Genomic DNA, 6,506 nt, shown 5'->3' with positions numbered 1-6,506 from the left:
TTTCTTGTAATTGCATATCCCCACAATATTTTATTGTTCACCAATAAGATTACCCGTTGAGAAAATCAAAGCAAAGTGATATAGTTTTTGCAGTGTTTTATTGTGAGTTTGTCTTATCATGTTAGTTGGTTATATTCGTGTTTCTAAATCAGATGGTAGTCAGGTCTTAGATTTACAGAAAGACGCCCTATACAAAGCTGGTGTGGAAGTGGACTACATGTATGAAGATCTTGCCTCTGGGCGCAAAGATGATCGCCCAGGCTTAATCGCTTGTTTAAAAGCTTTACAGCCAGGCAACACACTTGTCGTTTGGAAGCTTGATAGACTTGGTCGCGACATGAAACACTTAATAAGTGTAATTGATGATTTAAATCATAAGAAAATTGGGTTTAAAGTGCTAGCAGGTGCTGGTGCTGAAATTGATACGACAACGGCAAATGGACGTCTAGTATTTGGCATTTTTGCAGCCTTAGCAGAATTTGAACGTGAACTAATCAGAGAGAGAACTCAAGCAGGACTGGCTGCTGCAAGAGCCCGAGGTAGAAAAGGCGGGCGTCCTCGTAAGATGGATATTCAAACTTTAAAAATGGCAATGTCCGCTATGTCTGATCGAAACTCAATTGCACATGAAATTGCCAAACGCCTAGGAATTACAACTACAACACTTTACGCCTATGTTAATGGTGATGGAACACCTAAAGAACTGGGTAGTAAATTGCTGAATAAAGTAGACTCTAATGGCTAAATCACTTCCCACTGAGCAATTAATCATCTTGCATAATAAAATGTCTATGTACGCAGCAAGAGATCCAAAAAGAAAGCAGTTGGTATGTGATTTTGCTAATAGCTTTGGGGTGTCTGAAAGCACTGTTCGACGTCAATTGCGTGAACATATTCATTTTTCAAAGGTTTCTCGACTAGATAAAAACACACCAAGAGTTATTTCTAAGTCAGACATGTTGCTTTATTGCAGAGTTATTGCTGCTTTAAAGCTTCGCACATCAAACAAGAAAAATAAACATTTATCAACTCAGCAGTGCATCAAGATTCTTGAAAATTATGGTGTTGAAACAGCTGAAGGATTCGTAATATCATCAAAAGGACTTTTAAAGAAAACAACCATAAATAGATATTTGAAAAACTGGGGGTATGATCCAACTTCTATGAAAGTTGAACCAGCAGTGGTTAGGTTTGAAGCCGAAAATAGTAATGACTGTTGGCAATTTGATTTTACGCCTTCAGACTTAAAGAAAATTTCTGCTAATAGCTCTAAAAAGCTATTCATTGCTAATGTTACTGATGATAAAAGTGGTATGTTGTATTATGAGTACGTTGAATCAGACGGTGAAGACGTGCTTACCGCATTGAAATTTTTATTTAATGCAATGTCTGCAAAGAAAATAGAAGGTATGCCATTTCAAGGGATCCCCAAAATGATCTATACGGATAATGGTGCTTTTGCAAAAAGCGCATTGTTTAAACGTGTTCTAGATGCCTTGGGAATTCAACTAAAGAAACACTTACCAAAAAATAAGGATGGGCGACGAACAACTGCCCGAGCAAAAGGAAAGGTTGAAAGGACAAATCGCACGATAAAAGAATCCTTTGAGCCTTTATTCCATTTACATCAACCAGAAAGCCTTGAGCAAGCCAATTTATGGGCGACGAATTATTTGCGTCAATATAATCAGTCATCACATCGATCTGAGGATTGTAGCCGAATAAAAGCATGGTCAAAATTTTTACCCGCTGAAGGTTATAGAGAAATGTGCTCTTGGGAAAAGTTTTGTCAAATTGTGCGCGATCCTGAATTAAGACGAGTTGCTTCAGATGGTTGCGTTAGTGTTAATGGTGTCAAATACCAATTATCAACTGAGATGGCTGGATTAGAAGTAACTTTGCTACATGGCATGTTTGACAATGAGCTTCATGTTGAGTTTAACAGTGAAACACATGGACCTTTTTACCCATTTTCCGGTCCAATTCCCTTACATACCTATAGGTCACCTCCTAAGAGCAAAAGAGAAAAGACAGCAGATGAAATAGCTAGCTTAGCTGAAACGCTTTCTGTACCAATATCTGTTATGTCTAACAGTAAAGATGATAGCATCCTCAAAAGCCTAGAAGCTTCACATGTTACTGATTGCCAAATTACATCAATACCATTTAGAGAAGATAAGAAAACAACTTTTCAAAACAGATTAGAGGCAAAAAAAGCAATTGCTAAATATTTGAATAGACCATTGGCAGAATTAAGAGATGAGCAATTAGATCATATTAATATGTTAGTTCAGGAGTCTCTAAATAAAGAGTTTTTACTCTCGAAAGTAAAGCAATATTTTTCTTTGTCAATTGCACAGCTTGAATGATATATAAGGAGATTGAAATGTATATTGAAGCAAATGAATTTTATGGGTTTGTTAAATTCTTTAATGATGCTGGTTACTATGAAACGCAAGCCCATAAAAGGATTTATAATGATATCACCGCACATATTCAATCTGGTGGGATATATGCATTAACTGGTTCAGTTGGCGCAGGTAAAACAAAGTTACTTAATAAAATCCAAAGCGATTTAGATAGTAAAAAACAAATTATCGTATCAAGATCTTTGACGACAGAAAAAAAATCTTTAACCATAAAAACACTGCTTGTGGCACTCTTTTATGACCTCCTCAAAGGAGAAAAGGTTATCAAAATACCATCGGTTAGTGAAAAACGCGAGCGTGAGTTGATTGACCTTATAAAAAAGCACAACAAACCTGTCGCCTTATTGATTGACGAAGCTCATGATATACATGGTTTAACCTTACTTGGTCTTAAAAGACTTGTTGAAACAACCGCCTCACAAGGTTACAGACTGTCTATTATTATGGCAGGTCATCCGAAGCTTGGTAACGCACTTTCAACAGCAGCGATGGAGGAAATAGGTGCGCGAACCAAAATATTTAACATTGATGATGCTATTGGCGATAAAGAAAAATATATTATCTGGCTACTTAAAGAGTGCTTAGATCCGAAGAAAAAATACCAAGAAATTATTTCTCCAGAAGCTATTCAGAAGCTTGCAAGCTCATTACAAACACCTCTGCAAATTCAACATTATCTTACTCAGGCAATACAGTCGGGGCATCAATTAGGTGAAAAAATAATTACCCCAGAGTTGATTGAACAAACATTAAGTTTCGATCTAAATTCATTAGAAGCTCAACTTGCACGAAAGGGTTATCAACTAAAAGATACCTGTGAGATGCTAAATGCAACAGCTAAGGAAGTGCAAGATTACTTACAGGGTAAGTCTAACTCCCCACGGAAAAATGAGTTTATCCAGAAATTGCGCAGTATTGGAATTTCAATATAGGTCATTGATATGAACACTCTTACTACTCAAGAATTACCGGAATACACCACATTCCTCAAACAAGCAACAACTGAGATACATAAGTCATATATACGGACAGTGAGATCAGTGAATAAAGAAGTAACTTCCCTTTATTGGTGGCTAGGCGAGCACATTGTTCAATATCAAGATCAATACGGGTGGGGCAAGTCGGTTGTTGAACGTCTATCCAAAGACTTGAAACAGAAATTTCCAAGCGCAAAATTTGGTTTTTCACCGCAAAACTTATGGTATATGAGGCAATTTTATCTTGAATATAACGGCAAACCAGAACTCCAACAGCTTGTTGGAGAAATTCCATGGGGGCAAAATTTGCTCATCATGAGCAAGGTAAAAGAGGATAACAAAAAGCTGTATTATCTTCAGTCAACTAAAGATTTTGCTTGGACGCGTGATACACTACGTGACCAAATAAACTCAAATGCATATGAGCGGCATTACTTGGCAACTAAACATCATAATTTTGACAGTACGCTCCCAAAGATGCTTGCAGAGCAGGCAGATCAATCTATGAAAGACGTTTACATGTTTGACATGTTGGGCATTGCTGAACCAGTTATTGAAACTGAAATTGAGCGCCGTATGGTTGAAAAAATTAAAGATGTAATCATGGAATTAGGCTATGGGTTTAGCTTTATTGGCAATCAATATCGTATTGTAACGCCTGATTCAGAATATTTTATTGATCTATTGTTTTACCACAGAAAACTACAGGCCTTAGTAGCTTTGGAGCTAAAAAGGACTCGCTTTAAACCAGAGCATGCAGGCAAAATGAATTTTTACTTAAACCTTTTGGATGAGTTCGTTAAAGAGCCTAATGAAAATCCATCTATCGGCATTATTTTATGTGGCGAACACAGTAAATTTGACGTTGAATATGCTTTAAGAGGGATCGATAAACCGGTTGGTGTTGCAGGGTATCAGTTGACCCGTGATATACCTGAAAAACTAAGGGATGCTTTGCCTGATGCGACTCAATTAGAAGAAAAAATTCAGTTTGAGCTTGGTTTGAATCAAGATAAATCAGATGATAAACAATAAAGTAAAGAGAACGCTTCCCGCTTCTATCCTACGCCCATTTAAAGCGGACTGGGAAAAGACCAATTTATGCATAAATTTGGATAGTACGCGCACAAATGAATTGCTTCAATCAGTTTTGCCCAAAGATCAACTTAAATCATATCATATTATCCAAGGAGGCTGCGCTAATCTTAACCTCAAGTTGAAGTTAAATGATGAACGTATGAAACTTTTGCGTATTTATATTCGTGATCATCAAGCATCTTATCGAGAACATGCGATTGCCCAGCTAATACATAAAACCATTCCAGTTCCAATCATAGAAACAATTGGGACTAGCAAAGGACTAAAGTTTGCTTTATGCGAGTTTATGTCAGCTATAACCCTACGTGAACTATTACTCAGCAATCAAATATGATCTTGAAGCCATTATGTATCAGGTTGGTAAAGCACTTACAAACATTCAAAAAATCACCTTTCAAGTTTCAGGATTCTTTGATCAACAGCTTAAGATAATTGCATCTACTGCTGATAATGAATGTATCAAACTTGCCAGACGAGCATTAGAACACAAAACAGCAAAAATAGTGCTTTCTGAAGAGCTTATTTCAAGAATTACTCAATTGCTTTACAAGTACGATAATTTAATCCAAAAAATCAATGGCGTGCAATTGGTGCACGGTGATTTTGGACCGGAAAATATTTTGGTAAATAACGTGAGTTCGATATAAAAGATTGAAATTTATTCATATAAGAGATTCTAATCGGGTTGCTTGAGATCGCCTTAAATGCTATATCTAAAGCCCCAAAACACAAACAACCCTAATGGCTATGCTAGAGACTATTTTTTGTTTTGTCGATGATTTTTGTGAAGAGTTTATCCCTGTATGGCAACAGCATTTGATTGAACATGCTCAGAAAAAACGAGAAAGACAAGGTATGATGGCGTGGAGCGAGGTTATGACTATCATGATACTATTCCACCAGAGTCATTATCGTAATTTGAAGCACTTTTATTTGGATTATGTATGCACCCATATGAAAGATGCTTTCCCACGCACAGTAAGTTACAACCGCTTTGTTGAGTTACAAAAATCGGTATTGGTACCACTATGTTTTATGCTTCACCTGCTTAAGGGAGATAAAACGGGAATTTATTTTATTGACTCGACACCCATCAAAGTTTGCCATATTAAGCGTGAGAAGCAACACAAAGTTTTTGATGGATTGGCTAAGAAATCAAAGTCTACAACAGGTTGGTTTTTTGGATTTAAGTTGCATCTAATTGTTAACGATAAAGGGGAAATCATAGCTTTTAAAGTGACTGCAGCGACAATAGATGACCGTGTACCTGTTGAGGATTTAACCCGTGGGCTTATTGGCAAATTGGTTGGTGATAAATGGTATATCAAAAAGGCATTGTCGGAGCTCTTATTTGAACGGGGGTTGCAACTGATTACACGAGTTAAAAAGAAAATGAAAAGTGGATTGGTTTCATTGATAGATAAAGCACTTTTAAGAAAACGCGCAATTATTGAGTCAGTGAATGATCAGCTTAAGAATATCAGTCAAATTGAGCACACAAGACATCGTTCGATTTGGAATTTCATGACAAATTTGCTGTGTGGTTTAGTTGCATACTATTTTCAACCAAAAAAGCCAAGTTTACGTACTAAGCAGAACCGTGAGTTGATGGCATTGTGATCAATTATATCGAACTCACGTTAAATAAGGTGAGTAATCAATGGAAAGTTAGCGCAATACTGGATTGGGAGTTTGCATTTTCAGGTTCAATGTTATGGGATGTTGCAAACATGCTGCGCTATGCACATCAAGTACCAGCTAATTTTGAAAAAGCTTTCATCTCAGGGCTGGTACAGTCAGGTATTACATTACCTAAAGACTGGAAAAATCCATTTATATTTTAAATATCATCTCGTTACTTGATTGCTTACAACGCTCGAATCCAAAAACCACACCAAATCGATGCTTAGATATAAGGGAATTAATTAAATATTTTATCAGCATGATAGAACAGTAAAATTCTGAGATTGTTAATTATTTTGGTAAAGACTTAAATCAGTTT

8 protein-coding genes are annotated in these 6,506 nt (G+C 36.6%); all 8 read left to right on the top strand.

The features are described from left to right. Window positions 1–118: 118 nt before the first annotated feature. Window positions 119–745, top strand: a complete 627-nt coding sequence (locus tag M1V25_RS10025; protein WP_116964762.1) for a recombinase family protein — start codon at window positions 119–121, stop codon at window positions 743–745. Continuing rightward, complete coding sequence (locus tag M1V25_RS10020) at window positions 738–2,369, top strand: TnsB C-terminal domain-containing protein (RefSeq protein WP_116964764.1); 1,632 nt, start codon at window positions 738–740, stop codon at window positions 2,367–2,369. Before M1V25_RS10025 ends, M1V25_RS10020 begins: the two co-directional genes overlap by 8 nt. Before the next feature lie 17 nt (window positions 2,370–2,386). Next, complete coding sequence (locus M1V25_RS10015) at window positions 2,387–3,361, top strand: AAA family ATPase (protein WP_157966669.1); 975 nt, start codon at window positions 2,387–2,389, stop codon at window positions 3,359–3,361. A 9-nt stretch (window positions 3,362–3,370) separates the two neighbouring features. Next, window positions 3,371–4,441 carry a PDDEXK nuclease domain-containing protein gene (locus M1V25_RS10010; protein WP_116964768.1) on the top strand — a complete coding sequence of 357 codons (1,071 nt, stop codon included), beginning with the start codon at window positions 3,371–3,373 and terminating at the stop codon, window positions 4,439–4,441. Next, complete coding sequence (locus M1V25_RS10005; RefSeq protein WP_498843189.1) at window positions 4,428–4,838, top strand: hypothetical protein; 411 nt, start codon at window positions 4,428–4,430, stop codon at window positions 4,836–4,838. The genes M1V25_RS10010 and M1V25_RS10005 overlap by 14 nt, the downstream gene beginning before the upstream one ends. Then, window positions 4,810–5,151 carry a hypothetical protein gene (locus tag M1V25_RS10000; RefSeq protein WP_157966670.1) on the top strand — a complete coding sequence of 114 codons (342 nt, stop codon included), beginning with the start codon at window positions 4,810–4,812 and terminating at the stop codon, window positions 5,149–5,151. Before M1V25_RS10005 ends, M1V25_RS10000 begins: the two co-directional genes overlap by 29 nt. 94 nt (window positions 5,152–5,245) lie before the next feature. Further along, window positions 5,246–6,124 carry an IS982 family transposase gene (locus M1V25_RS09995; protein ID WP_498843188.1) on the top strand — a complete coding sequence of 293 codons (879 nt, stop codon included), beginning with the start codon at window positions 5,246–5,248 and terminating at the stop codon, window positions 6,122–6,124. Continuing rightward, window positions 6,121–6,348 carry a phosphotransferase gene (locus M1V25_RS09990; protein ID WP_498843187.1) on the top strand — a complete coding sequence of 76 codons (228 nt, stop codon included), beginning with the start codon at window positions 6,121–6,123 and terminating at the stop codon, window positions 6,346–6,348. Before M1V25_RS09995 ends, M1V25_RS09990 begins: the two co-directional genes overlap by 4 nt. Window positions 6,349–6,506: the final 158 nt, after the last annotated feature.

Origin of the sequence: Candidatus Nebulibacter yamunensis (assembly GCF_024208055.1) — a bacterium.
Taxonomy (GTDB): domain Bacteria; phylum Pseudomonadota; class Gammaproteobacteria; order Francisellales; family Francisellaceae; genus Caedibacter; species Caedibacter lacustris.
Note: the sequence above shows the minus strand (reverse complement) of the source record. Positions and strands in the feature narration are given on the sequence as shown.